The 23,708-nt window shown below is 70.3% G+C and carries 19 protein-coding genes; 8 read left to right on the top strand and 11 right to left on the bottom strand.

Translation table 11 applies throughout. The annotated features are described in order from the left end of the window. Positions 1–21: 21 nt before the first annotated feature. The 3 genes from OHT01_RS17815 to hemL form a co-directional block, all read right to left on the bottom strand. Positions 22–1,284: a hypothetical protein gene (locus OHT01_RS17815; protein WP_328554129.1), complete on the bottom strand. Its 1,263-nt coding sequence runs from the start codon at positions 1,282–1,284 to the stop codon at positions 22–24. A 171-nt stretch (positions 1,285–1,455) separates the two neighbouring features. After that, the gene (locus OHT01_RS17820; RefSeq protein WP_328554130.1) at positions 1,456–2,172 is read right to left on the bottom strand and encodes a histidine phosphatase family protein; all 717 of its coding nucleotides are present in this window, start codon (positions 2,170–2,172) and stop codon (positions 1,456–1,458) included. After that, positions 2,169–3,485 carry a glutamate-1-semialdehyde 2,1-aminomutase gene (hemL, locus tag OHT01_RS17825; RefSeq protein WP_328554131.1) on the bottom strand — a complete coding sequence of 439 codons (1,317 nt, stop codon included), beginning with the start codon at positions 3,483–3,485 and terminating at the stop codon, positions 2,169–2,171. The genes OHT01_RS17820 and hemL overlap by 4 nt, the downstream gene beginning before the upstream one ends. Positions 3,486–4,065: 580 nt before the next feature. Here hemL and OHT01_RS17830 point away from each other — a divergent pair. After that, positions 4,066–4,503: a hypothetical protein gene (locus OHT01_RS17830; RefSeq protein ID WP_003974483.1), complete on the top strand. Its 438-nt coding sequence runs from the start codon at positions 4,066–4,068 to the stop codon at positions 4,501–4,503. Between the two features lie 192 nt (positions 4,504–4,695). On the opposite strand, the gene OHT01_RS17835 is transcribed toward OHT01_RS17830, so the two are convergent. After that, the gene (locus OHT01_RS17835; RefSeq protein ID WP_328554132.1) at positions 4,696–5,430 is read right to left on the bottom strand and encodes an SDR family NAD(P)-dependent oxidoreductase; all 735 of its coding nucleotides are present in this window, start codon (positions 5,428–5,430) and stop codon (positions 4,696–4,698) included. Between the two features lie 579 nt (positions 5,431–6,009). On the opposite strand from OHT01_RS17835, the gene OHT01_RS17840 reads away from it, so the two are divergent. Both OHT01_RS17840 and OHT01_RS17845 read left to right on the top strand, forming a co-directional pair. Further along, the gene (locus OHT01_RS17840; protein WP_328554133.1) at positions 6,010–6,612 is read left to right on the top strand and encodes a hypothetical protein; all 603 of its coding nucleotides are present in this window, start codon (positions 6,010–6,012) and stop codon (positions 6,610–6,612) included. Positions 6,613–6,861: 249 nt separating this feature from the next. Beyond that, positions 6,862–7,554 (top strand): class F sortase, encoded by a 693-nt coding sequence (locus OHT01_RS17845; RefSeq protein WP_328554134.1) that lies wholly within the window; start codon positions 6,862–6,864, stop codon positions 7,552–7,554. Between the two features lie 33 nt (positions 7,555–7,587). On the opposite strand, the gene OHT01_RS17850 is transcribed toward OHT01_RS17845, so the two are convergent. From OHT01_RS17850 to OHT01_RS17870, 5 genes are all read right to left on the bottom strand, one after another. Beyond that, positions 7,588–8,256 (bottom strand): potassium-transporting ATPase subunit C, encoded by a 669-nt coding sequence (locus OHT01_RS17850; RefSeq protein WP_328554135.1) that lies wholly within the window; start codon positions 8,254–8,256, stop codon positions 7,588–7,590. Between the two features lie 25 nt (positions 8,257–8,281). After that, positions 8,282–10,414: a potassium-transporting ATPase subunit KdpB gene (kdpB, locus tag OHT01_RS17855; RefSeq protein ID WP_328554136.1), complete on the bottom strand. Its 2,133-nt coding sequence runs from the start codon at positions 10,412–10,414 to the stop codon at positions 8,282–8,284. 23 nt (positions 10,415–10,437) lie between these two features. After that, entirely contained in the window at positions 10,438–12,102 is a 1,665-nt protein-coding gene (gene kdpA / locus OHT01_RS17860) for a potassium-transporting ATPase subunit KdpA (protein ID WP_328554137.1), read from the bottom strand. Between the two features lie 8 nt (positions 12,103–12,110). Beyond that, positions 12,111–12,200, bottom strand: a complete 90-nt coding sequence (gene kdpF, locus OHT01_RS17865; protein WP_033264828.1) for a K(+)-transporting ATPase subunit F — start codon at positions 12,198–12,200, stop codon at positions 12,111–12,113. A gap of 233 nt (positions 12,201–12,433) precedes the next feature. Next, entirely contained in the window at positions 12,434–14,269 is a 1,836-nt protein-coding gene (locus tag OHT01_RS17870) for an APC family permease (protein WP_328554138.1), read from the bottom strand. A gap of 242 nt (positions 14,270–14,511) precedes the next feature. Here OHT01_RS17870 and OHT01_RS17875 point away from each other — a divergent pair, with 242 nt between their 5' ends. From OHT01_RS17875 to OHT01_RS17895, 5 genes are all read left to right on the top strand, one after another. Then, complete coding sequence (locus OHT01_RS17875) at positions 14,512–15,063, top strand: hypothetical protein (protein ID WP_328554139.1); 552 nt, start codon at positions 14,512–14,514, stop codon at positions 15,061–15,063. A 93-nt stretch (positions 15,064–15,156) separates the two neighbouring features. Next, complete coding sequence (locus OHT01_RS17880) at positions 15,157–17,133, top strand: APC family permease (protein ID WP_443043533.1); 1,977 nt, start codon at positions 15,157–15,159, stop codon at positions 17,131–17,133. A gap of 175 nt (positions 17,134–17,308) precedes the next feature. After that, positions 17,309–19,267: an amino acid transporter gene (locus OHT01_RS17885; protein ID WP_328554141.1), complete on the top strand. Its 1,959-nt coding sequence runs from the start codon at positions 17,309–17,311 to the stop codon at positions 19,265–19,267. Between the two features lie 103 nt (positions 19,268–19,370). Next, entirely contained in the window at positions 19,371–20,126 is a 756-nt protein-coding gene (locus OHT01_RS17890; protein ID WP_328554142.1) for a response regulator transcription factor, read from the top strand. Then, positions 20,127–21,587, top strand: coding sequence for a sensor histidine kinase (locus tag OHT01_RS17895; protein ID WP_328554143.1), 1,461 nt, complete (start codon positions 20,127–20,129; stop codon positions 21,585–21,587). It begins immediately after the preceding gene. 175 nt (positions 21,588–21,762) lie between these two features. Here OHT01_RS17895 and OHT01_RS17900 read toward each other — a convergent pair whose 3' ends face one another. Together OHT01_RS17900 and OHT01_RS17905 are read right to left on the bottom strand one after the other, a co-directional pair. Next, positions 21,763–22,455: an FMN reductase gene (locus OHT01_RS17900; RefSeq protein ID WP_328554144.1), complete on the bottom strand. Its 693-nt coding sequence runs from the start codon at positions 22,453–22,455 to the stop codon at positions 21,763–21,765. After that, positions 22,452–23,543 (bottom strand): LLM class flavin-dependent oxidoreductase, encoded by a 1,092-nt coding sequence (locus OHT01_RS17905; RefSeq protein ID WP_328554145.1) that lies wholly within the window; start codon positions 23,541–23,543, stop codon positions 22,452–22,454. Before OHT01_RS17905 ends, OHT01_RS17900 begins: the two co-directional genes overlap by 4 nt. Positions 23,544–23,708: the final 165 nt, after the last annotated feature.

Here is a 23,708-nt window from a genome sequence, read left to right on the forward strand (position 1 = left end):
TTGCGGGTGGAAACCCGCATTTCAGGCGGCCTGTCCCCGGAGGAAGGAGTGCCAGCCCCCGTCCGGCTGCTCCGCGACCTCCATGGACTGGAGTTTCGCCAGCACCTCGGGCCGCTGCACGTCCAGCCAGTCCACGAACTGGCGGAAGGAGACCATGCGCACGTCGGAGCCCTTTTCCTTCTCCCGGGCGATGTGGGTGAACACGTGCTCGACGGCGTCCATGTAGATGCCGCCGTTCCACTCCTCGAAGTGGTTGCCGATGAAGAAGGGGGCACGATTCGTCTCGTATGCCCGCTTGAATCCCGCCACGTACGACGCGGACGCCTGGGTGCGCCAGCCCGGGTAGTTGTACGAGGGTGCCCGGGTGGAGGCGACCGACTGGTTGGCGAGGATGTTGTAGTCCATCGAGAGGACCTCGAAGCGGTGCCCGGGGAAGGGCATCGCCTGCAGCGGCAGGTCCCACAGCCCCTCCTTCTTCTGCGGCCAGCGCTGGACACCGCCGGGCGAGGAGGCGTCGTAGCGCCACCCGAGCTCCTTGGCGGCGGGCAGCAGGTTGTTCTGGCCGAGCAGACACGGAGTGCGGGCGCCGATGAGCTCCTTCTCGTAGTCGAAGGGCAGCGGGGGCAGGTCGGTCCAGCCCGTATTGGTGCGCCACTCGGTGACGAAGGACTTGGCCTGGTCGATCTCGCTGCGCCACTGCCGGGCCGTCCAGTTGCCGACGGAGCCGGAGCCGCCGCAGAAGTGGCCGTTGAAGTGGGTGCCGATCTCGTGGCCGTCGAGCCAGGCCTGACGGACCAGCTTCAGGGTGGACCGGACGTGTTCGTCGCTCAGGTAGCCGATGTCCGAGGCGCCGCGGGGGTTGTTGGGCGGGTCGTACGCGCGCTTCTTCGACTCGGGCAGCAGATAGAGCCCGGAGAGGAAGAACGTCATGTGCGCGTCGTTCTCCTTGGCGAGCCGGAGAAAGCGGTCGAACAGACCGGTGCCGACCTCTCCTGCGCCGTCCCAGGAGAAGACCACGAACTGCGGCGGGGTCTCGCCAGGTTCCAGCGGCACGGGGGCCTGGGGCTGGCGCGGCTGCTTGCCGGTGTACGCGGTCGAACCGTCGCCGATGGGACGCAGGGTCGGCTTCTTCGGGGCGCCCGGCACGCCGGTGCCGGCGGTGGGGGAAGCGCCGGGATGACCCGAGGCGTCCTTCCCCGTCGTGGTGCCGCACGCGGCAAGTCCCATCGCGGCCGCGGCGCCCGCACCGAGGCCGATCATTCCCCTCCGGCTGACGTCCCGCATACGGTCCTCATTTCATCGCACCCTCTCAGCTGGCTCTCAGCTGGCATCCCATGAGAGGGCACGATGAAGTCGAAGGTTCCGTCTAACGCGCTCAGATTTATATGATTTTACGAAGATACGACCATTTGGCCCGGATTATCGATGCTGCCCGCCGGACCCCGGGCATGCCCGTCAGGCGCCGAACGCCTTGCCCTTGCCCTTCACCGGCTTGGCGCCCGCGAGGAGATGCGCCGGAACCAGGTCACGCGCGGGCTCGGTGTAACCCACCGACACGATCTTGTCGCCTCGGTAGGTGAAAGTCGTCAAGGAGGCCAGCGTGCACTGCCGTTTGCGCGGGTCGTGCCACAGCCGGCGCTTCTCCGCGTAGCTGCGGACGATCCAGATCGGCAGCTGATGGCTCACCAGCACCGCCTCGTGGCCGCGCGCGGCGTCCTTGGCGGCGTCCAGCGCCCCCATCATCCGCACGACCTGGTCGACGTACGGCTCGCCCCAGGACGGCTTGAAGGGGTTGACGAGGTGCTTCCAGTTCTCCGGCCGCCGCAGCGCGCCGTCCCCGACACCGAAGGTCTTGCCCTGGAAGACGTTGTCGGCCTCGATGAGCCGCCCGTCGGTCGCCAGGTCGAGCCCGTGGGCCTTCGCGATCGGAGTGGCCGTCTCCTGCGCCCGCTCCAGCGGCGAGGCCACGACATGCGTGACATCGCGCGAGGTGAGGTGCTCGGCCACCCGGTCGGCCATCCGCCGGCCGAGCTCGGACAGGTGGTACCCGGGGAGCCGCCCGTAGAGCACCCCGTCCGGGTTGGCGACCTCGCCGTGCCGCATCAGGTGGACGACGGTGATGTCGTCGCCGCTGCCGCCGGTCTCGCCGGTCGTACCGAGGGTCTCGCTCATGCCGTGGCCTCCGCCGCTGCCCGCGCCGCCGCCGGAAGGGCGTCGGCGATCCGCTGAATCGCCTGGTCGTCATGGGCCGTCGACACGAACCACGACTCGAACGACGACGGCGGCAGATACACGCCCTGCGCCAGCATCGAGTGGAAGAACGCGGTGTAGCGGAAGGACTCCTGCGCCTTCGCGCCCTCGTAGTCGCGCACCTCACGTCCCGTGAAGAACACGGAGAACATGTTGGAGGCGCTCTGCAGGCGGTGGGTCACACCCTCCTTCGTGAGCGCCTCGGTCACCAGCGTCCGGATCCGCTCCGACACCGCGTCGACCTTGTCGTACGCGGCCTCGTCGAGCAGCCGCAACTGCGCGAGCCCGGCGGCCGTGGCGACGGGATTGCCCGAGAGCGTGCCCGCCTGGTACACCGGCCCGGCGGGCGCGAGGTGCGCCATCACGTCCTCCCGGCCACCGAACGCGGCGGCCGGGAAGCCGCCGCCCATCACCTTGCCGAAGGTCATCAGGTCGGGGCGGACGCCGTCGATGCCGTACCAGCCGGCCCTGCTGGTGCGGAAGCCGGTCATGACCTCGTCGGAGACGAAGAGGGCGCCGTTCTTCGCGCAGGCGTCCTTGAGTCCCTGGTTGAAGCCGGGCGCGGGCGGCACCACACCCATGTTTCCGGGCGAGGCCTCGGTGATCACACAGGCGATCTCACCGGGGTGCGCGTGGAAGGCGGCCTGTACGGCTTCGAGGTCGTTGTAGGGCAGCACGATGGTGTCGGCGGCCTGGGCGCCGGTCACACCGGGCGTGTCGGGCAGCGCGAAGGTCGCCAGCCCGCTGCCCGCCGCGGCGAGGAGCGAGTCGACATGCCCGTGGTAGCAGCCGGCGAACTTGATCACCTTCGACCGCCGGGTGAACCCGCGCGCCAGCCGGATGGCCGACATCGTCGCCTCGGTGCCGCTGGAGACCAGCCGGACCTGCTCGACGGGCTCGACGCGGGCGACGATCTCCTCGGCGAGGACGACCTCTCCCTCACCGGGCGTGCCGAAGGACGTACCGCGCGAGACGGCTTCCTGAACGGCGGCGATGACCTGGGGGTGGGAGTGCCCGAGGATCATCGGACCCCAGGAACAGACGAGGTCGACATACTCACGGCCGTCGGCGTCGGTCAGGTACGGACCGGTACCGGACACCATGAACCGGGGCGTACCGCCCACGGCGCGGAAGGCCCGCACCGGAGAGTTCACGCCACCTGGTGTGACGGCCGCCGCACGGTCGAACAGCGACTGCGAGGCTGGGGCTGCATAGGGATAAGGCAGTTCGGTCATGACCTGCGACGTCTCCGACTCCGGGGGGCTAGTGACCTCCTCAGGGTAGGCCAGGGGTCCAGGAGAGCCGTGCGGGGAAGAACGGGGGGCCGTGAACGGATGAACCCGGCCCGACGTACGGCTCCTCAGAGGAATGATCCCGGCCATCGTGGGGCGGGTGTGACGGAGCCCGTTACGACAACCGGGTCCCTTCCCCCGGCCATCTGCGAAACTGGGGCTACGAACGGACAGCTCACATGAACGACGGTGTTCAGGGGCCGCGAAGATCCCGCGGACAGGTGTTTCGGCGCACGTTTCGGCGTGCGACCGTGGGGGAGGTCACTGTCACGATGATCGGGTTGCGTGGCGGGGGTCGCGCGACTTAGAAAAGCAGTCGGGTGGAGATATGCATCGCGGTGGCGGACTGGGCGAGGGGACCGATGACCTCAACCCTCGGCGTGCCCGGCGGGGGAAGCACCGACGCGAGGCGGAGGAAGCGGCCGGCACAAGAGCTGGACAGGCACAGGGGTCGCAGAGCGAACCCCAGCGGATCGATCGCGCGGTCGAACGACTGCGAGCGGAGAGCGGGAATGGTGGCCGGGTGGGGGTGACGTACAAATACTTCGGCGCGCCGGACGGCGCGACGGCGGCCCGGGTCCCGATCTCGATGCGCCCCGAGGAACTCGGCGGCGACGAGCTCGGCATGAACGGCATGTTCACCAAGATCAAGCCGGAGACGATGGCCGCGATGGTCCTCACCGGCATAGAAGGCGTCCCCCTGCACAAGGTGCCGCCGCTCGAACTGGTCGTCCTGCATCCCGACTACGCCGTGGTCAAGCTCCCGATGACCGTCGTCGACCCGTTGCGCGGGATAGGCGAGGAGGCCGTCGGAGCGGCGGCCTTCATCTGGTCCACCGTCCCCGACCGGGGCGGCCCGCGCGACGCCTTCAACGTCTACCAGTTGCTGCACGAATGGCAGGACTTCTCCCACCGCCTGCACGAGGCGGGGCATCAGCCTTATTGCCTGGTGTGGCCCTGAGCACTGAGCACTGAGCACTGAGCACTGAGCCGATCATGCGTCGGCTCCGGCTCCGGCCCGGGATCTCGCTCGGCTCGGGCTCGCCGGACTCATGTCCGGGCTCGGGCTCGCGTGGGCTCGCGTGGGCTCCGCTCAGGTCCGCCGGACCGTGACCGGCGTCGAGCCGCATCTCCGGGACCCCGGCGGACGCTCCTATATCCCGCCCGCGACCCGGAGTACCGCGCCCGTCGTGTACGAGGCGTCGTCCGACAGGAGCCAGGCCACCGCGCCGGAGATCTCCTCCGGCCTGCCCGCGCGGCCCATGGGGACGACGGCGGCCACCCGGGCCGGACGCTGCGGGTCCTCGTGGAAGTCGGTCCAGACGGTGCCCGGGGCGACACAGTTCACCCGGATCCCGGCAGCGGCCACCTCCTTGGACAGACCGACGGTCAGGGCGTCGACGGCCGCCTTCGCGGCGGCGTAGTGGACGTACTGGCCGGGACTGCCGAGGGTCGCCGCGGCGGACGAGATGTTGACGATCGCTCCCCCGCCGGACGCGGTCATCTCCCGTACCGCGCGGCGCGCGCAGAGCAGATAGCCGAGGACGTTGACCGCGAGGGCGTCCCGCATGCCCTCGGGGTCGGCGTCAGCCAGCGGTCCGTTGGGTCCGCTGACACCGGCGTTGTTCACCAGGCCGGTGACCGGGCCGAGTTCGGCCGCCGCGTCGAAGAGTCCGTCGACCGCGGCGGGGTCGGAGGTGTCCACGGCCACCGGCAGACAGCGTCGGCCCGCGTCCATCACGGCTTCCGCCACCGTCTCGGCCGCCGTGCGATCGGACCGGTAGCCGATGACGACGTCGTGGCCCTCCAGAGCCAGCCGCCGGCACACGGCGGCGCCGATACCGCGGCTGCCGCCGGTCACCACCGTGATCTTCCGACCGTCACCCATGATCGCCCCTCTCGCCCGCACAGCCGATCAGTGTGCCAGGCGGGAAGCCTGGCCAGGAGCGAGGCCTCCCGGGTCAGGACGGAGGCCGGAGGTCGGGAGGGGGCCGGAGGGCAGCGGAGCCCCGGAGCCGGGGAGGTGACCGGGAGCCGGGGAGGTGACCAGGAGGGCGATGCGGCGGGCGAATCTACAGGCACCTTGAGGCGTCGGAAGACACGACTCGCCGATGAGTCATCCATGACTCTCCAAAGGACAAAAGCCTCTGGGACAACGGGATCTGACGCCGGGCCGTACCTGCCACGCATCAGGGCGGGCAGACGAGTCGCCGCCGATCGGGTCATGCGCGAGGCGCCGCCCAGGACCGAAAACCATCGGGCTCGCACGGTGAATCAGCAGGTCAGAGATGCCGGTCCGGCGCCGGGCGGCCATCGGGGCGGCCGGCCGGCGGGGCCTCGGCCGTCGGCCGGGCGCGCTTCCCAAGTGGTGCGCGGAGCAGTTCGGCTTGACGGTGGATCACGTCGGGCCGGGTTCTTTTCCGCTGACAAGAGGTCAGCTGCCCGATCCCGACGGAAGGACTCGACAATGCGATCTGCCCGCATGCTCCTCGCTACCGCGACGGCCACCGCCGCCCTCGCGATCGCCGCCCCCGGCGCGCACGCCGTCTCGGCCGGCGACTGGGACCACGGCGACTCCTCGTCCTCGTCCTCCTCTTCTTCCTCGTCTTCCTCTTCCTCCAGCAAGGAGCACGAGGACTCCGGCTACGGCAAGGAGCACGAGGACTCCGGCTACGGCAAGGAGCACGACCAGGACAGCAGCGACCACGGCAAGGACACCTGGCACCACGAGAAGCCCGAGGGCGGCATGCACACCGGCGGCGGTGCGCTGATGTCCGTCAAGACCGACGACTCGTCCAAGGGCGACAAGAAGTACGACCCGGAGACCTACAAGGACAAGGGCTCGTCCAGCTCCGACAGCGGCAGCGGCTCCTGGGACTCCGGTCAGGACAAGGGCTCGTGGGACTCGAGCAGCAAGGAGGAGGACAAGCCGCACGGCGGCATGCACACCGGTGGCGGCGGTCTCGCCACCTCGTCGGGCATCACGGCCGGCGGAATCGGCGTCCTGGGTCTCGCGGCCGCGGGCGTCTACATGCTGCGCCGTAGAAGCGCTCAGGGTGGTGTGGCCTGACCATGCCTGACGACATAGCGGTCCGGGCCGCCACCCACGCCCCCGTGGCGGCCCGGCCGGTCTCCCCACCCAGCCCGACTCCCCCTCCGCTCTCCCCCTGCTCTCCCTCGCCTTCCTTGCCCCTCTTGCCTCCCTCGCCTCTCTTGCGCTTCTCCTTCCGTTCTTGCTGAGCCCCGCTTCCGCGTCCCCGCTGTCTCGCTGTCCCCGCCCAGTCCGTTCCGCTGCCCCGACCCGATGAGGTGGTACCCGATGGCAGCCCGGTTGTCCTCTCCCGCTGAGACCCCGTACCCGTCGCCCGACCGGACGGCCCGGCGTCGTACGACGTGGATCGTGTGGTGCGCCGGGATCGCGGTCCTGCTGGCCACGAACCTGTCGCACCGGGCCGACGGCCCGTCCGGTCCCTCCCCCACCACGCGTGCCGCCGCGGCCCCCGCGCCCTCGCACGGGGCCGCGGCCTCGCCCTCGAACGACCGCCCGGCCACGAAGCATCTCCCGTGGTCCGAGCCGACCCGGCTGCTCATCCCGAAGATCTCGGTGGACGCGCCCTTCACCGAACTCGCCATCGACGACACGGGCAAGCTCCAGCCCCCGCCCGCGGGCGACACGAACCTGGTCGGCTGGTACGCCAAGGGCGTCTCCCCCGGTGAGGTGGGTGCGGCGATCATCGCCGGGCACGTCGACACGACGACCTCCGCCGCCGTGTTCGCCGGTCTCGGCGACCTGAAGAAGGGCGACAAGTTCAGTGTCGAGCGGTCGGACGGACGCACGGCGTCGTTCGTCGTCGACAGCGCGGAGACCTTCGCGAAGAACGACTTCCCCGACGACCGGGTGTACGCCGACACTCCGGACGCCGAGGTCCGCCTCATCACCTGTGCCGGCACCTACGACCGAACCGTCAAGGACTACACCGACAACCTGGTGGTCTTCGCCCACCTGGTCTGACCCTTCGCAACCCCATCAGCCCCGTCGACGCCGTCAGCCCTTCTCCACAAGTGCCTTGAGCGCGATGTTGAGTTCGAGGACGTTGACGCGGGGTTCGCCGATGAAGCCGAGGGTCCGGCCGTCGGTGTGCTCGTCGACCAGTTTCCGTACCTGGGCGACGGGCAGACCGTTCTTCTCCGCGACGCGGTGCACCTGGATGTCCGCGTACTGCGGCGAGATGTCCGGGTCGAGGCCGGACCCCGAGGAGGTGACCGCCTCGGCGGGCACGTCCTCGGGCCCGACCGTGTAGCCGGGGACCGAGTTGTCCTTGATGACGGCCTTCTTGGCGGCGGTCACCCAGTCGATCAAGTCCTTGTTGTCCCCGGACCGGTTGGTCGCGCCGGACAGGATCAGCTCGTACCGGGTGTTGACGCTGTTGGTCCCGAGCCCGTTCTGCGGGCGGCCCTGGAACCACTTCAGGTCGGGCTCCGGGGTCTGTCGGCCCTTCTTCAGCGGCAGGTTGTAGGCCTGCCCGATGAGCGAGGAGCCGACGACCTTGCCGTCCGCCTTGATCTCCGAGCCGTTGGCCTGGTGCGAGAACAGGCTCTGGGCGACCCCGGTGACGGCGAGCGGGTACAGCACCCCCGTCACCAGGGTCAGCACGAGCAGCGCCCGCAGGCCTGCCCACAGCAACCGGGCTGTGTTCGTAACCGAGTTGTTCATAGCCGATCAGCACGCTTTCGAGGAGTTACAGCCCGGGGACGAGGGAGATGAGCAGGTCGATGATCTTGATACCGATGAAGGGCGCCACCAGGCCGCCGAGGCCGTAGACCCCGAGGTTGCGGCGGAGCAACTTGTCGGCGCTGACCGGGCGGTACTGCACGCCTCGCAGGGCGAGCGGGACCAGCGCGATGATGATCAGCGCGTTGAAGATGACGGCGGAGAGGATCGCGGAGTCGGGCGAGGACAGGTGCATGACGTTGAGCTTGTCCAGGCCCGGATAGACCGCGGCGAACAGCGCCGGGATGATCGCGAAGTACTTGGCGACGTCGTTGGCGATGGAGAACGTCGTCAACGCGCCCCGGGTGATCAGCAGTTGCTTGCCGATCTCGACGATCTCGATGAGCTTGGTGGGGTTGGAGTCCAGGTCCACCATGTTCCCGGCCTCCTTGGCGGCCGAGGTGCCGGTGTTCATGGCCACGCCCACGTCCGCCTGCGCCAGCGCGGGGGCGTCGTTGGTGCCGTCGCCGGTCATCGCGACGAGCTTGCCGCCCGCCTGCTCCCGCTTGATGAGGGCCATCTTGTCCTCGGGGGTCGCCTCCGCGAGGAAGTCGTCGACGCCCGCCTCCTCGGCGATCGCCTTGGCCGTCAGCGGGTTGTCGCCCGTGATCATGATGGTCTTGATGCCCATGCGGCGCAGTTCGTCGAACCGTTCGCGCATGCCGTCCTTGACGACGTCCTTGAGGTGGATGACGCCCAGGACCCGGGCACCCCCGCCGTCATGGACGGCCACCAGCAGCGGGGTGCCGCCCGCCTCGGAGATCCGGTCGGCGAGGGTGCCGGCGTCCGCGGACACCTCACCGCCCTGTTCCTCGACCCAGGTGACGACCGAACCGGCCGCGCCCTTGCGGATCTTCCGGCCGTCGACGTCCACACCCGACATGCGGGTCTGGGCGGTGAAGGCGATCCATTCGGCGCCCGCGAGTTCGCCCTGGTGGCGTTCGCGCAGCCCGTACTTCTCCTTCGCCAGTACGACGATGGAGCGGCCCTCGGGTGTCTCGTCGGCCAGCGAGGAGAGCTGGGCGGCGTCGGCGACCTCGGCCTCGGTCGTCCCGGTCACCGGGACGAACTCGGAGGCCTGCCGGTTGCCGAGGGTGATGGTGCCGGTCTTGTCGAGGAGCAGGGTGGAGACGTCACCGGCGGCCTCGACGGCCCTTCCGGACATGGCGAGTACGTTGCGCTGGACCAGGCGGTCCATGCCCGCGATGCCGATCGCGGAGAGCAGGGCGCCGATGGTGGTCGGGATCAGGCAGACAAGCAGGGCCACCAGGACGACCATCGTCAGGTGGGTGCCCGCGTAGTCCGCGAACGGCGGCAGGGTGGCCACCGCGAGCAGGAACACGATCGTCAGGGACGCGAGGAGGATGTTCAGCGCGATCTCGTTGGGCGTCTTCTGCCGGGCCGCGCCCTCGACCAGGGCGATCATCCGGTCGATGAACGTCTCCCCCGGCTTCGTCGTGATCTTGATGACGACACGGTCGGAGAGCACCTTCGTGCCGCCGGTGACGGCGGACCGGTCGCCGCCGGACTCCCGGATGACCGGGGCCGACTCGCCGGTGATGGCCGACTCGTCGACGGACGCGACCCCCTCGACCACGTCACCGTCGCCGGGGATGATGTCGCCCGCCTCGCAGACGACCAGGTCACCGATCCTCAGCTCGGTTCCGGGCACCCGCTCCTCGGACCTGCCGTCCTCGGAGAGCCGGCGCGCGACCGTGTCCGTCTTGGCCTTCCTGAGGGTGTCCGCCTGGGCCTTGCCTCGCCCCTCGGCCACCGCCTCCGCCAGGTTGGCGAAGACGACGGTGAGCCACAGCCAGGCGCTGATCGCCCAGCCGAACCAGTCGCCCGGGTCCTTGAACGAGAAGACCGTCGTCAGCACGGAGCCGACGAGGACGACGAACATCACGGGCGACTTGACCATCACCCGCGGGTCGAGCTTGCGGAACGCGTCCGGCAGCGACCTGAGAAGCTGCCCGGGGTCGAACAGACCCGCCCCGACCCTTCCTTCGTCCTGGTGGCCGGTCGGCACGTCGCTGTGCGGCGCCCGCGTGGGAACAGTCGTGGACACGGCGTCCTCTTGGTTGTCCGTACGAGTGGTCATGACGGGGTCCTCCGCACGCGTGGTCATGACGCCAGCCCCTCGGCCAGCGGACCCAGCGCCAGGGCCGGGAAGTAGGTCAGACCGGTGATGATCAGGACCGCGCCCACCAGCAGACCCGTGAACAGCGGCTTCTCCGTGCGCAGGGTGCCGGCGGTGGCCGGGACGGGCTGCTGCCGGGCGAGCGAACCCGCCAGCGCCAGCACGAACACCATCGGCAGGAAGCGGCCCAGCAGCATGGCCAGCCCGATCGTGGTGTTGAACCACTGCGTGTCGGCGTTCAGGCCCGCGAAGGCCGAGCCGTTGTTGTTGGCGCCCGAGGTGTAGGCGTAGAGGATCTCGGAGAACCCGTGCGCGCCGGAGTTGGTCATCGAGTGGCCCGGGGTGGGCAGGGCCATCGCGGCGGCGGTGAAGACGAGCACCAGCGCCGGGGTGATCAGGATGTAGCACGCGGCGAACTTGATCTCGCGGGTGCCGATCTTCTTGCCCAGGTACTCCGGTGTACGCCCGACCATCAGACCGGCGATGAACACCGCGATGACCGCCATGATCAGCATGCCGTAGAGACCGGACCCTGTACCGCCGGGCGCGATCTCGCCGAGCTGCATGCCCAGCATGGTGATACCGCCGCCGAGTCCGGTGAACGAGGAGTGGAAGGAGTCCACCGCGCCCGTCGACGTCAGCGTCGTGGCCACCGCGAAGATCGACGAGGCACCGACACCGAAGCGGGTCTCCTTGCCCTCCATCGCCCCGCCGGCGATGTCGAACGCCGGACCGTGGTGGTGGAACTCGGTGGCCATCATCAGCGCGGTGAAGCCGATCCAGATGGTGACCATCGTCGCGAGGATCGCGTAGCCCTGGCGGACCGAGCCGACCATCACGCCGAAGGTGCGGGTCAGTGCGAACGGGATCACCAGCAGCAGGAAGATCTCGAAGAGGTTCGAGAACGGCGTCGGGTTCTCGAAGGGGTGCGCGGAGTTGGCGTTGAAGTAGCCGCCGCCGTTGGTGCCCACCTCCTTGATCGCCTCCTGCGAGGCGACCGCGCCGCCGTTCCACTGCTGCGAACCACCGAAGAACTGGCCGACCTCGTGGATGCCGGAGAAGTTCTGGATCGCGCCGCACGCCACCAGGACGACCGCGGCGACGACGGACAGCGGCAGCAGGATGCGCACCACCCCGCGCACCAGATCGGACCAGAAGTTGCCGAGCTCACCGGTCCGCGAGCGGGCGAAGCCACGCACCAGGGCCACGGCCACCGCCATGCCGACGGCCGCGGAGACGAAGTTCTGCACGGCCAGACCGGCGGTCTGCACGACGTGGCCCATGGCCTGCTCGCCGTAGTACGACTGCCAGTTGGTGTTCGTCACGAACGAGGCGGCCGTGTTGAACGCCTGGTCCGGGTCGATCGCCGTGAAGCCCAGCGAGCCGGGCAGATGACCCTGCAGACGCTGAAGGAGATAGAGGAAGAGGACGCTGACGGTGGAGAAGGCAAGGACACCGCGCAGATAGGCGGGCCAGCGCATCTGCGTGTCCGGGTCGGCACCGATGCCCTTGTAGATCCACTTCTCGACGCGCAGGTGCTTGTCGGAGGAGTAGACCCGGGCCATGTAGTCGCCGAGGGGACGGTAGGCGAGTGCCAGCGCCGCTATGAGGGCCAGCAACTGGAGCACGCCGGCGAGAACGGGACTCATGACGGGGCTCAGAACCTCTCCGGGAAGACCAGGGCGAGGACGAGATAGCCCAGCAGGGCGACGGCCACGACCAGGCCGACGATGTTCTCGGCGGTCACAGCTTCGTCACCCCCTTGGCGACGAGGGCCACCAGCGCGAACACCGCGATCGTGGTGACGACGAAGGCCACGTCGGCCATCGGAACTCCTAGACAGGTTCGGAATTGAACTGACGGTTAGAGCAAAACGCCTCACCGTCCGGATCCGGCCACCGTTGACGCCCCCCATACGGGACACGGCCCGCCTTTGACGCATCCCTTACGAGTCGGGGCGGCCGGAACCGGAGGCACCCGTCAGGACAGCCGGAACCGCAGGCGGCAGATCACCGCGTCCGTGTCCCGGCGCACCGCGTGCGCCACCACGGCACCCCGCTGGTTCTGCAGCAGCCGCTGCCACAGACGCTCGGGCTCGACCTCCGGGATCAGCACGGTGACCCGGGTGCCCGGCGCGGCGGTCTCACGCACGTACGCGGCGATCGGGCGCCCCAGAGAGCGGTCCCCGGAGGTGACCCGGACGAGGGGGACGCCCGGGTTCCACAGCTCCCAGGCCGCCTCCAGGGCCGCCACCTGAGCACGGTCCTCGGGGTCCCGGTGGCACACGGTCACCGCGCGCACCTCGTCGCCGAGCGAGCCGGCGGCGTTGAGCGCCTCGCAGGTGAGCCGGGACAGGTTCGACACCGGGACGATCACGACGGAGCGGTCGCGGTGCGGCCGCTCCGGGATGCGGCCGAGGCCGAGCCGCTCGCCGATCCGCGCGTACGCCCGGTGCACGGTCTCGAAGGCGGCCACCAGCAGCGGGAGCGCGATCACGATCAGCCAGGCGCCGTCCGCGAACTTGCCGCCGGTCACGACGACGGCGGAGACACCGGTGAGCAAGGCGCCGCATCCGTTGAGGACGGCCTTGCCCCGCCATCCGCTCCCCCGCTCCTCGCGCCAGTGCCGGACCATGCCGACCTGGGCGATCGTGAAGCCGATGAAGACACCGATGGCGAAGAGCGGCACGAGGGTGTTGGTGTCGCCGCCGGAGAAGACCAGCAGGCCCGCCGAGACGAGAGCCAGCGCGAGCACCCCGTGCCGGTGCACCTGGCGGTCGGCCTTGAGGGCGAAGACGTGCGGCAGGTAGTTGTCCCGGGCGAGGAGCTTCAGCAGGACGGGAAGCCCGCCGAAGGAAGTGTTCGCGGACAGGGCGAGCAGAAGCATCGTCGCGAACTGGACGACGTAGAAAGCCCAGTTGTGGCCCAGGGAGGCGTCCGCGAGCTGCGCCAGGACGGTGACGCCTTCGACCGGCTGGAGATGGAAGCGCGAGATCAGCACGGACAGGCCGATGAGCATCGCGCCGAGCACCGCGCCGAGGGCGACCTCCGCGCGCTGGGCCCGCCTCGCGCGCGGCACACGGAAGGACGGCACGGCGTTGGCGAGGGCCTCGACACCGGTGAGGGCGCTGCACCCGGAGGCGAAGGCCTTCAGCAGGAGCAGGGCGCCGACCGAGGTGGCGTTGTCGGCGAGGACGGAGGCGTGTCCTTCGGCGGCGGCGGTGCTGGCCGGGCCGGACCGGAAGAGGCCGACGACGACGATCCCGAAGACCGAGCCGACGAATACGACGGTCGGCACGATGAAGGCCCGCGCGGACTCGACGATGCCGCGCAGGTTCACGCCCGTGATCAGCGCGAGCACGGCGAGGCAGATCCACAGCCGGTCGTCGTAGAGCCCGGGGAAGGCCGAGGTCAGGGCGGCCACCCCGGCCGTGACGGCGACGGCCGCGTTGAGTACGTAGTCCAGGACCAGCGAGGCCGCGGCCACCAGGCTCGTACGGGCGCCGAGGTGGGTCCTGGCGACCGCGTACGAGCCACCGCCGTCCGGGAACGCGGCGATCACCTGCCGGTAGGAGGCGACGAGCACGGCGAGCAGGGCGGCGATGGCGAGGGTGACCGGCAGGGTGAAACCGAGGCCGTGCGCACCGGCGGCCGCGAGCACCAGGACGATCGCCTCGGGGCCGTACGCCACCGACGCCATCGCGTCCAGGGACAGGGCGGCCAGGCCGGTGACGGCGGTGAGCCGGTGGCGCTCGCCGGTATCCGGAGGGTCGTCGTCGGCGGGGGCGGCACCGGGGGTGGCGGTCAGGACGGACATGGGGCGGCTGCTCCTCGTCTCGGGGCGCGGCCCCTCACGGGCCCTCGCCTGAGGAGCCGCACACGCGGGAAGGCGGTGTGCGGCTGCGCCCAGGTTGTTCCCCGCTCCGGGCCCGCGTGATCACCCCTTGCGGGATCTTCGCGTCGATCTCCTCCTCCATGACGCAACGTTGACGCCATGGCTCATCAAAGACCCGTCAAGGCACACCGCTTCCGGTTCCGCCGTTCACTACCGTCGGAGGTATGGAAAGCCGCGACGGTCCGTGCGAGGCGGCCGAGGTACCCCCGCCCGCCGAGGAGGTCGCGCACGACCTTCTCTGGGCCCAGGACCTGCGCAGCTCGCTGCGCTGCGCGGGCGCGCTCCTCGCCCTCCTCGTACTGATCGACGGGGCCGCCGGCACCCTCACCGACCTGCGCGCCCTGCTGTGGTTCGCCCTCGCGGCGCTGCTCTTCCTCGTCCTGTGCCCCGTCCGGATCGCCGCGGGCGAGGGCTGGCTGACGTCGAGCGGACCGCTCGGCACCCGCCGGGTGCGGACCGACCGACTGGTGTCCGTGCGCTGCCTGGACGGCGTCGGGCAGCGGCTCGTGCTGCGCGACGCCTCCGGCGCGCGCGTCGAGGTCGACCCGCGGGTCCTGGTCGCCAGCCCCGCGCTGTGGCACCGGCTGGACGAGGACGCCCGCGTCTCCGCGCTGCGCGGCTCCCTCACCTGCGGGGAGACGGCGCTGCGCCGGATCTCGGAGCGCATCGACCGTGAGACGGCGAGGACGGTGTTCAAGGTGTCGGGACTGGACTGAGTGTCGGGGCCGCCCGCTCCTCGTCCCCGGGCTTAACCTCCGCCCGTGCTCAACGTGACGGAGATCCTCAAACGCCTGGTGATCGGCCGGGCGATGCGCAGCGAGGAACTGCACTCGACGCTGCTGCCCAAGCGCCTGGCCCTGCCGATCTTCGCCTCCGACCCGCTGTCGTCCGTGGCGTACGCGACACAGGAGATCCTTCTCGTCCTCACCCTCGGCGGACTGGCGTATCTGCACTTCACGCCGTGGATCGCGGGCGCGGTGGTGGCGCTGATGGCCGTCGTGGTGCTGTCGTACCGGCAGGTGGTGCACGCCTATCCGAGCGGGGGCGGTTCCTTCGAGGTCGCGTCGACGAACCTGGGCCCCTCGGCCGGACTGGTCGTCGCCGCGTCGCTCCTGGTCGACTACGTCATGACGGTCGCCGTCTCCGTCGCCTCCGGCGTCGACAACATCATCTCGGCGATCCCCGGGCTCGCCCACGAACGCGTCCCGATGGCGCTCGTCTTCGTGGCCCTCCTCGCGGCCGTCAACCTGCGGGGGGTGCGCGAGTCGGGGCGGGCCTTCGCCGCGCCGACGTATCTGTTCATCGGCGGTGTGCTGGTCATGGTGGTCACCGGCATGATCCGGTACGCCCTCGGGGACGCGCCGGTCGCCGAGAGCGCCGCCTACGGTGTCACGCCGGACCCCGCCGACGCGCACCTGACGGGCCTGGCCCTGGTGATGCTGGTGCTGCGCGCGTTCTCCTCCGGGTGCACGGCGCTGACCGGCGTGGAGGCGATCTCCAACGGCGTCCCGGCGTTCCGCAAGCCCAAGGCGACCAACGCGGCCACCACCCTGGCGGCGATGGGCAGCCTCGCGATCGTCATGTTCGCCGGTGTCACCACGCTGGCGCTGGTCTCGAAAGTGCACATCACCGACGACTCGTGCCGGCTCACCGGGTTGAGCGGCGACTGCGCCTCCTACACACAGCGCACGGTCATCGCACAGGTCGCGGCGGCCGTGTTCGGCGGGGAGCACAGCTTCGGCTTCTACTTCATCCAGGCGGCGACGGCTCTCGTCCTGGTCCTGGCCGCGAACACGGCCTTCAACGGCTTCCCCTCACTGTCCTCGATCCTCGCCCAACACCGCTATCTGCCCCATCAGTTGCACAACCGGGGCGACCGACTGGCCTTCTCCAACGGCATCCTGGCCCTCGCGATCGTCGCGGGCCTGTTGCTGTGGGGCTACAAGGCCAACGTCACCAGCCTCATCCACCTCTACATCCTCGGCGTGTTCACCTCCTTCACCCTCTCCCAGCTCGGCATGGTGCGGCACTGGAACCGGGAACTGCGCGGCGAACCCGACGTGACCGTGCGCCGTCGTCACCACACGGCGCGCCTGATCAACGCGGTGGGCTCGGTCGTCACCGGACTCGTCCTCCTCATCGTCCTGACCACCAAGTTCACCCAGGGCGCGTGGCTGGCCGTCCTCGCGGCGGCCGTGCTGTGGGTGACGATGCGCGCGATCCGGCGCCACTACGACAGCACCGCGGCGGAGCTGGCGGTGACCGACCCGCACGGTGAACTCGCCCCGCCCAGCCGGGTGTTCGCGATCGTGCTCGTGTCCACGCTGCACAAGCCGACGCTGCGGGCCCTCGCCTACGCGCACGCCACCCGTCCCGACCGGTTGGAGGCACTGACTGTCTCCGTCGACCCGGCCGAGACGACCGAGCTGCGCAGGCGCTGGGAGGAGTACGGCATCGACGTACCGCTGAAGATCGTCGACTCCCCCTACCGCGAGATCACCAAGCCGGTCGTCGGGTACGTCCGCGCGGTGCGCCGCGAAAGCCCGCGCGACATCGTCGCCGTCTTCGTCCCCGAGTACGTCGTCGGCCACTGGTGGGAGAACCTCCTCCACAACCAGTCCGCGCTGTGGCTCAAGAACCGGCTGCTCTTCACCCCGGGTGTGATGGTGACGAGCGTGCCCTGGCAACTCACCTCCTCCGCCCATGCCGACCGGCCGGCCGGTCGGGCACCGGGGTCCGTCCGCCGGGGAGAGCCGCCGGTGCCTCCGCGGCCACGGAGCCGATAGCCACGCTCCGCCCCCTGGCGTACTCGTGATGCGCGACCGGCCGGTCTTAACGCAAGCTTGACGCCTGGGGCCCCGTGACGCGTGGGCCCAGGGATCACTCTCTGCATACGCTGATGGGCGCCGTCTCCTCGATGGCCGGAACCGTTCGAAGAGCCGTACGTCAGGAGAGTCACCGATGGCCAGCACCGAGCCCGCACCGCCGAGCCGCTTGCGGGCGTGGATGCTGGAAGGCCTGTCCGACATGGGCAAGACCAAGGGCCGCCGGCTGCCCGGCCCGGCGGCGCCCGCGCCCGTGCACAAGGGGCAGCGCTGGTGGCGCGTCATGTGCCTGACCGGTGTCGACTACTTCTCCACCCTCGGCTACCAGCCGGGCATCGCCGCCCTCGCGGCCGGACTGCTGTCCCCCGTGGCGACCGTCGTGCTCGTCATCGTCACCCTGGCGGGCGCACTGCCCGTCTACCGCCGCGTCGCCGAGGAGAGCCCGCACGGCGAGGGCTCCATCGCGATGCTGGAACGCCTGCTCTCCTTCTGGAAGGGCAAGCTGTTCGTCCTCACCCTGCTGGGCTTCGCCGCCACCGACTTCCTGATCACCATCACCCTCTCGGCGGCCGACGCCTCCACCCACCTGGTGGAGAACCCGCATCTGAACAGCGCGCTGCACGACAAGCAGATGGTGATCACCCTGTTCCTGGTGGCCCTGCTGGGCGCGGTCTTCCTCAAGGGCTTCCTGGAGGCGATCGGCGTAGCGGTGGTGCTCGTCGGCATCTACCTCGGGCTCAACGTCGTGGTCGCCGTGGCGGGAGTCTGGGAGGTCGCCACCCACGAGCACCTCGTCACCGACTGGTCCACCGCGCTGACCGCCGAACACGGGAACGTCCTGGCCATGATCGGGGTGTCCCTGCTGGTCTTCCCGAAACTCGCGCTCGGCCTGTCCGGCTTCGAGACCGGAGTCGCGGTCATGCCGCACGTCGAGGGCGAGACCAGCGACACCGAGGAGAAGCCGACCGGGCGGATCCGCGGCGCGAAGAAGCTGCTGACCACCGCCGCCGTGATCATGAGCGTGTTCCTGATCGTCACCAGCTTCATCACCACCGTGCTGATCCCGCCGAAGGAGTTCCAGCCGGGCGGCCAGGCCAACGGCCGCGCCCTCGCCTACCTGGCCCACGAGTACCTCGGCAACGCCTTCGGCACGGTCTACGACGTCTCCACCATCTGCATCCTGTGGTTCGCCGGCGCCTCCGCCATGGCCGGGCTCCTCAACCTCATGCCGCGCTATCTCCCGCGCTACGGCATGGCCCCGCACTGGGCGCGGGCCGTCCGCCCCATGGTGATCGTCTTCACCCTGATCGCGTTCCTGGTCACCTGGATCTTCGACGCCGACGTCGACGCGCAGGGCGGCGCGTACGCGACCGGTGTCCTCGTCCTGATCAGCTCCGCCGCCATCGCCGTCACCATCGCCGCCCGCAAGGCCGGCCAGAAGCACTGGACCATCGGCTTCGCCGTCATCTCGGCCGTCTTCCTCTACACGACCGTCGTCAACGTCATCGAGCGCCCCGACGGTGTGAAGATCGGCGCCTGCTTCATCGCCGGCATCATCCTGGTCTCCCTGCTCTCCCGGCTCGCCCGCGCCTTCGAGCTGCGGGTGACCAGCATGGCCATGGACGACATGGCCGAACGGTTCGTACGGGACATCGCCAGCCGGCGGATCCGGTTCGTCGCCAACGAACCCGACAAGCGCGACGTCGCCGAGTACCGCGAGAAGATCGAGCAGATCCGCGCCGACCACGACCTCCCGGTCCAGGAGGACGTCGTCTTCCTTGAGGTCACCGTGCGCGACCCCTCGGAGTTCGAGTCGGTGATGAACGTACGCGGAGAGGTCCTGCACGGCCGCTACCGCGTCCTCACCCTGGAGTCCGCCTCCATCCCCAACGCCCTCGCCGCCCTGCTGCTGTACGTCCGCGACAGCACGGGCCGTATCCCGCACATCTACTTCGAGTGGACCGAGGGCAACCCCTTCACCAACTTCCTGCGCTTCTTCCTCTTCGGCCAGGGCGAGGTGGCGCCGGTCACCCGGGAGGTCCTGCGCGAGGCCGAGCCCGACCGGGCACGACGGCCGCGGGTGCACGTCGGCTGAGCCGCGCCGCGACAGCGCCGGGACCTTTGGGGCACGTCCGACACACCGGAAAGGGGTGAGAGGCCGGTAAGAAGGCCGTTCGTGGACCCGCTCACCAGGTCGCATGCCGCCAACGGCTTGGCAGACTGGTCGGGTGCCCCAGAACGTACTGCTCGCCGAGGACGACCGCGCCATCCGCCATGCTCTGGAAAGGGCACTGACACTGGAGGGCTACGAGGTGACGGCCGTGGCCGACGGGGTGGAAGCGCTCGCCCAGGCCCACCGCACACCACCGGACGTCCTCCTCCTGGACGTCATGATGCCCGGCATCGACGGCCTCCAGGTGTGCCGCGTGCTGCGCGCCGAGGGCAACCGCACCCCGATCCTGATGCTCACCGCGCTCGTCGAGACCGCCGACCGCATCGCGGGCCTCGACGCGGGCGCCGACGACTACGTGGTCAAGCCGTTCGACGTCGAGGAGGTCTTCGCCCGGCTGCGCGCCCTGCTGCGCCGCACCGGGACCGGAGCCGACGACGACGCGGCGGCGCCGCCCGCGCCCCGGGAGCCCCAGACCTCCAGCGGTCAGGTCTCCGCGGCCGGGCTGCGCATGGACATCCAGGCACGCCGGGCCTGGCGCGGGCAGCGCGAGCTGGAACTGACCCGGACCGAGTTCGAGCTGCTCGAACTGCTCGTCCGCAACGCGGGCATCGTCCTCGACCACTCCACGATCTACGACCGGATCTGGGGCTACGACTTCGGCCCCGGCTCCAAGAACCTCGCCGTCTACGTGGGCTACCTGCGGCGCAAGCTCGACGAGCCGGGCGCACCGGCGCTGATCCACACCGTTCGGGGCGTGGGATACGTCCTGAGGGAGGACTGAGTGCGAAGACGGCTGCGGCAGGTGTCCTCCCTGCGGACCACCTTCACCGTGTCCTTCGCGGCCGTCGCCGCCGCCGTCACGGTCCTGGTCGGATTCCTGAGCTACGACGCCGCCGCCCGGCTGGTGCGGGTCGACCAGCAGACGGTCTTCGCCGAGGTGGTGCAGGACCTGCGCGACCAGGTGCGTGAGGACGCCCTGCAGACAAGCGACTTCGCCTCCTCCGACCCCGACCACGACGGACCCCTCGACGACATCATCCGGCCCAGCCGCACCGACGTTCAGGTGCTCGGGCCCAAGGGCGCGATCGTCGACCGCGGTGTTCCGCCGCTGCCCGTGGACAGCCACGACCGGGCGATCGCCGACGACCGCACCGCGGGCAAGGTGGAGGAGCACAAGGACGTCAGCGTCGCCGACGACCGCTACCGGCTGGCGACCGTCTCGCTCGGCGGCGGACGGGGCGCGGTGCAGGTCGCCCAGCAGTTCAGCGACACGGAGGATCTGCTCCGGGTGCTCCAGCGGCGGACCGTCCTGCTCGTCGGGGCCGTCGTGATCGCCGCGGGGCTGTTCGGCTGGTGGCTGGCCCGGCGCATCACCCGGCGTCTGGTCCGGCTCGCCGGGGCCGCCGAGGACGTGGCGCGCACCGGTCGCCTCGGCATCCAGGTGCCGGTCACCGGGTACGACGAGGTGGCCCGGCTCGGCCGGTCCTTCGACCGGATGCTCGGGCGCCTCGCCCAGTCCGAGGAGGACCAGCGCCGCCTGGTCCAGGACGCCGGACACGAACTCCGCACGCCGCTGACCTCGCTGCGTACGAACATCTCGATGCTCCGGCGGATCGACGAACTGCCGCCCGACGCCCGTGAGGAGATCGTCGCCGATCTGGCCCTGGAGTCCCGGGAGCTGACCGACCTGGTCAACGAACTCGTCGCCCTCGCGGCCGGCCAGTCGGACACCGAGCCGGTACGGCGGCTCGATCTCGCCGATCTGGCCGAGGACGTCGCGATCGTCGCCCGCCGCCGCACCGGCCGGGAGATCACCGTCCACGCCGTCGGCGACACCGAGGTCGACGGCCGCCCCAGCGCCCTCCAGCGGGCGGTCTCCAACCTGGTGGAGAACGCCACCAAGTTCGACCGGGGCGGAACGGAGCCGATCGAGGTCGTGGTGACGGGGCCCGCCCCGCAGGCCGGCGCGGGGCACTCCGGCGACACCGGTGCCGGCACGGGCTCGGGCCCTCGCCGGGGGCCGGTGCGCGTCGAGGTGCTCGACCGCGGCCCCGGAATCGGCGACGACGACCTCGTCCGCGTCTTCGACCGCTTCTACCGCGCCGCCGACGCCCGCAGTCTCCCCGGTTCGGGCCTCGGCCTGTCGATCGTCCGCGAGGTCTCCACGGCCCACGGCGGCACCCCGTTCGCGTACCCCCGGAAGGGCGGCGGCACGGTGATCGGCTTCACGGTGGAGAGCTGAGGGCCGATTCCAGCCCCTCCGTCGGCTTCCCGGCCGCGGGCCGGAGTTCAGCCCCTCCGCCCCGCCCTTCGACCGCAGGGGCAGGATTCAGCCCCTCCGGCGTTCGAGGAACGGGGTCCGGGGCGGAGCCCCCGGGTACGGGAAGGGCAGGGGCGGCGGGGGCGAGAAACCCCGCCTATACCCGCAGCGCCGCGAGCTGTTCCTCGAACGGGACCACCTGGAAACCGTCCGCCCGACCGGGCACGGCCTGGGCCGGGACAGCCGCCTCGGGCGCAGCCTGGACCGGAGTCGAGGTCGCAGCCGGAGCCGGAACCTGGGCCGAGGCCGGGGAACCGGACGGCGAGGGACCGGAGAGGGCGGCCATCAATGCCGCCAACTCACCCGCCGCCCGCTCCACACGGGCGGCCAGCCCCTCCGCTCCCCAGTCCTCCGACGCCGCGTACACCCCGGTAGGCACGATCACCGCCCGCAGATACGCGAACAGCGGCCGCAGCGCGTGTTCGAGGACCAGCGAGTGCCGCCCGGTCCCCCCGGTCGCCGCGATCAGCACGGGCTTGCCCGCCAGGGCGTCCTTGTCGAGCACGTCGAAGAAGGACTTGAACAGCCCGCTGTACGAGGCGGAGAACACCGGGGTGACGACGATCAGCCCGTCCGCGGACGTCACGTCGTCGATCGCGGCGGACAGCGCCCGCCCGGGGAAGCCGTTGGTGAAGTTGTGCGCGATCTCGACGGCGAGGTCGCGCAGTTCGACGACGCGGACGTCGACGGGACCGGGCGCCCGGCCGGCGGTCGCGGCCGCCAGCCGGTCGGCCAGCAGCCGCGTGGACGACGGGACGCTCAGCCCCGCCGAGACGACGACGAGCTTCATACGGCGGTCACCTCCTCCTTGGCGGCGGCCACCCGGGCCGCGTGGGTCGGCGCGTCCGGCACGTCGGCCGGCCGCCCCTTGGCGAACTCCTCGCGCAGCACCGGCACGACCTGTTCGCCGAGCAGATCGAGCTGTTCCAGGACGGTCTTGAGCGGCAGCCCGGCGTGGTCCATCAGGAACAACTGGCGCTGGTAGTCACCGGCGTACTCGCGGAACGCCAGCGTCTTCTCGATGACCTGCTGCGGCGAGCCGACGGTCAGCGGGGTCTGCTCGGTGAAGTCCTCCAGCGACGGGCCGTGCCCGTAGACCGGCGCGTTGTCGAAGTACGGCCTGAACTCCCGTACGGCGTCCTGCGAGTTGGGCCGCACGAAGACCTGGCCGCCGAGGCCGACGATCGCCTGCTCGGCCGTGCCGTGCCCGTAGTGCGCGTACCGCTCGCGGTAGAGCTCGACCATCTTCCTGGTGTGGTCGGCGGGCCAGAAGATGTTGTTGTGGAAGAAGCCGTCGCCGTAGTACGCGGCCTGCTCGGCGATCTCCGGCGAGCGGATGGAGCCGTGCCAGACGAAGGGCGCGACCCCGTCCAGCGGGCGCGGCGTCGCCGTGAACGACTGGAGCGGCGTACGGAACTTGCCCTCCCACGTCACCACGTCCTCGCGCCACAGGCGGTGCAGCAGCGCGTAGTTCTCGACGGCGAGGTTGATGCCCTGCCGGATGTCCTGCCCGAACCAGGGGTAGACGGGCCCGGTGTTGCCGCGCCCCATCATCAGGTCGACCCGGCCGTCCGCGAGATGCTGGAGCATCGCGAAGTCCTCGGCGATCTTCACCGGGTCGTTGGTGGTGATCAGGGTCGTGGACGTGGACAGGACCAGCTTCTCGGTGCGCGCCGCGATGTAGCCGAGCATGGTGGTCGGGGACGACGGCACGAACGGCGGGTTGTGGTGCTCGCCGGTCGCGAAGACGTCGAGGCCGACCTCCTCGGCCTTCAGCGCGATGGCGACCATGGCCTTGATGCGCTCGTGCTCACTCGGCTCCCGGCCCGTGGTCGGGTCCGGAGTCACATCGCCGACGCTGAAGATCCCGAACTGCATGGTCGCTCACCCTCCATTTTGTTGACTGTTCAACTATACCCTCGAACCACCACCTCCCTCCAGGTATTCCGCGCCCACCCGAGCCGGCCCCGCGACACCGGGAAGACCCGCCCCCGGGACGACCCCGGTCACCCACGCCGTCACCGCCGGCGAATCCCGCTTGAC

Source organism: Streptomyces sp. NBC_00358, assembly GCF_036099295.1.
GTDB lineage: Bacteria > Actinomycetota > Actinomycetes > Streptomycetales > Streptomycetaceae > Streptomyces.

Bases quoted from the DNA above. Each gene is read 5' to 3' on its own strand.
- OHT01_RS17880 (WP_443043533.1), top strand. From the start codon at position 15,157: ATGCGCAGCGAGGAACTGCACTCGACGCTGCTGCCCAAGCGCCTGGCC.
- OHT01_RS17815 (WP_328554129.1), bottom strand. From the start codon at position 1,284: ATGCGGGACGTCAGCCGGAGGGGAATGATCGGCCTCGGTGCGGGCGCC.
- OHT01_RS17885 (WP_328554141.1), top strand. From the start codon at position 17,309: ATGGCCAGCACCGAGCCCGCACCGCCGAGCCGCTTGCGGGCGTGGATG.
- OHT01_RS17835 (WP_328554132.1), bottom strand. From the start codon at position 5,430: ATGGGTGACGGTCGGAAGATCACGGTGGTGACCGGCGGCAGCCGCGGT.
- OHT01_RS17890 (WP_328554142.1), top strand. From the start codon at position 19,371: ATGCCGCCAACGGCTTGGCAGACTGGTCGGGTGCCCCAGAACGTACTG.
- OHT01_RS17845 (WP_328554134.1), top strand. From the start codon at position 6,862: ATGGCAGCCCGGTTGTCCTCTCCCGCTGAGACCCCGTACCCGTCGCCC.
- OHT01_RS17870 (WP_328554138.1), bottom strand. From the start codon at position 14,269: ATGTCCGTCCTGACCGCCACCCCCGGTGCCGCCCCCGCCGACGACGAC.
- OHT01_RS17850 (WP_328554135.1), bottom strand. From the start codon at position 8,256: ATGAACAACTCGGTTACGAACACAGCCCGGTTGCTGTGGGCAGGCCTG.
- OHT01_RS17875 (WP_328554139.1), top strand. From the start codon at position 14,512: ATGGAAAGCCGCGACGGTCCGTGCGAGGCGGCCGAGGTACCCCCGCCC.
- OHT01_RS17900 (WP_328554144.1), bottom strand. From the start codon at position 22,455: ATGAAGCTCGTCGTCGTCTCGGCGGGGCTGAGCGTCCCGTCGTCCACG.
- OHT01_RS17820 (WP_328554130.1), bottom strand. From the start codon at position 2,172: ATGAGCGAGACCCTCGGTACGACCGGCGAGACCGGCGGCAGCGGCGAC.
- hemL (WP_328554131.1), bottom strand. From the start codon at position 3,485: ATGACCGAACTGCCTTATCCCTATGCAGCCCCAGCCTCGCAGTCGCTG.
- kdpA (WP_328554137.1), bottom strand. From the start codon at position 12,102: ATGAGTCCCGTTCTCGCCGGCGTGCTCCAGTTGCTGGCCCTCATAGCG.
- OHT01_RS17905 (WP_328554145.1), bottom strand. From the start codon at position 23,543: ATGCAGTTCGGGATCTTCAGCGTCGGCGATGTGACTCCGGACCCGACC.
- OHT01_RS17840 (WP_328554133.1), top strand. From the start codon at position 6,010: ATGCGATCTGCCCGCATGCTCCTCGCTACCGCGACGGCCACCGCCGCC.
- kdpB (WP_328554136.1), bottom strand. From the start codon at position 10,414: ATGACCACTCGTACGGACAACCAAGAGGACGCCGTGTCCACGACTGTT.